Origin of the sequence: Flavobacterium flevense (genome assembly GCF_900142775.1) — a bacterium.
In the GTDB taxonomy this organism is placed as follows: domain Bacteria; phylum Bacteroidota; class Bacteroidia; order Flavobacteriales; family Flavobacteriaceae; genus Flavobacterium; species Flavobacterium flevense.
Window position 1 is genome coordinate 1 of the sequence record NZ_FRCC01000031.1, and the last position, 1,790, is coordinate 1,790.

Below are 1,790 nucleotides of genomic sequence, written 5' to 3' on the forward strand. Positions count from 1 at the left end.
CTGCTGCATTCTACTAAGAAAGTGTACGCTCCGTTTTGATCCGCATTAGTGGTTTTTAATACATTCATTTTGTTGTCAAACAAAGTTACCTTAGCGTTTGGCAGGGCTATTTTAGAATCCAAATCTGTTATTTCACCATACAATTCCTGTTCGCAAATCAGTCTTTTAGTTTCCAGGAATTTGTAAATATCATCATATCCTTGTCCGCCATCTCTGTTAGAAGAAAGAAAACCTCTTCGGGATTTACTGTCAATGATATAAGCAAAATCATCTTTAGGAGAATTGGCATCCATGCCTATATTTTGCACTTTATTAAAAGACCCATCCTCATTAATTTTAGTCATAAAAATGTCTAAACCTCCCACACCGGGATGTCCGTCAGAGGCAAAGTAAAGTTCGTTTTCCTGACTTACAAAAGGGAAGGTTTCTCTTCCTTCGGTATTTACAGCGGTTCCTACATTTACAGGAGTTCCAAAAGATCCATCCTCATTAATTTGTACTTTAAAAATATCCGATAATCCACGGGTTCCCGGCATGTCCGAAGCAAAGTACATTGTTTTTTCATCAGGGCTTAGCGTAGGGTGGGCAGTACTGAAACTGTCGCTTGTAAAAGGAAGCGCCTGAATGTTAGTCCAGTTTTCCCCCTCTAAAGTAGCTTTGTATAATTTTACTAATGTAATTCCGTTTTCGTTTTTACCTTTTTTACCTGCGAGGTAATTGTTTCGGGTAAAATAAACTGTTTTTCCGTCTTTAGTAAAAACCGGCGTGGCTTCATTAAATTTAGATTTTAAAGATTTATTGAACTTCACCGGATTAGACGGGGACATTTCTTCGCCTAAATCGGCACTGTAGAGATGGGTAAAATGCTGATCTGTCCAGGTGTGTTTTCTTTGCCCTAAACTACCGGTATCTCTGGCAGAGGTAAAGATCACTTTATTGTTATAAATACTGGAACCATAATCCGAATATTGGGAGTTGATACCCGCATTTTCTATTTTGTATCTTCCTGAATTGGCTTTTATTTCCTCTAAATAATTTGCATTTTCTTTAAAAAGTTTAGCTCTGCTGTCATCACCTGAAATTTTATCAAATTGATCCAATATCTGATTTGCTTTATCATTATCCCCCGAAGCACGTAAGGATTGCGCATAGCGATAGTAGTACGGCGCTTCAATTGTAGTATCTGGCATGGCAAAAAGTTCTGCGTACCATTTTACAGCTTTGTCTAATTCGCCATTAAAATAATAGGCATTTCCAATTTTTTGGAACATATCGGCAGACTTATAGCCTTTTTCGGCCACTTTCTCATAGGTTTTTATAGCATCTATGTAGGCATAGTTATCGTAGTTCTTATCGGCATTAGCCAACTTGGCTTTTTGAGCATAAATGTTCACAGAAAAAACACTTATCACAGCTATATAAAAGAGTATATTTTTTTTCATGACAATTGTATTTAGAAGAATCTAGGAGTTGTGATTTTTTTATTGTTTTTGAAAATTTCATATCTCAGGAAAATTTCATGTGAACCGGAATTGTAATTGTCTAATTTGGTAGTTTCTAAATCATATCCATATCCTATGTACATGGCATCTGAAACTTGAAATCCCGCCATAGCACTTACCGAAGCACTCCAGCGGTAGGCAAGACCAAGAGTGAGTTTATCAGCAAACATAAAGTTACCTGAAACATCCACTTGTAAAGGAGCACCTTGTACCATTTTAGTGAGTAATGCCGGTTTGAATTTCAGGTTATAATTTAAATCCATTACATAACCCGCAATTAAATAGTAG

2 protein-coding genes are annotated in these 1,790 nt (G+C 36.6%); both read right to left on the minus strand.

Going from position 1 to position 1,790, the window contains the following annotated elements; translation table 11 throughout:
• Positions 1-1,442: PD40 domain-containing protein (locus tag BUB89_RS17750; RefSeq protein ID WP_073247545.1), on the minus strand; the 1,442-nt coding region annotated here is incomplete at its 3' end.
• An 11-nt stretch (positions 1,443-1,453) separates the two neighbouring features.
• A partial coding sequence (locus tag BUB89_RS17755; RefSeq protein WP_141384662.1) for a PorP/SprF family type IX secretion system membrane protein occupies positions 1,454-1,790 on the minus strand: 337 nt, incomplete at its 5' end.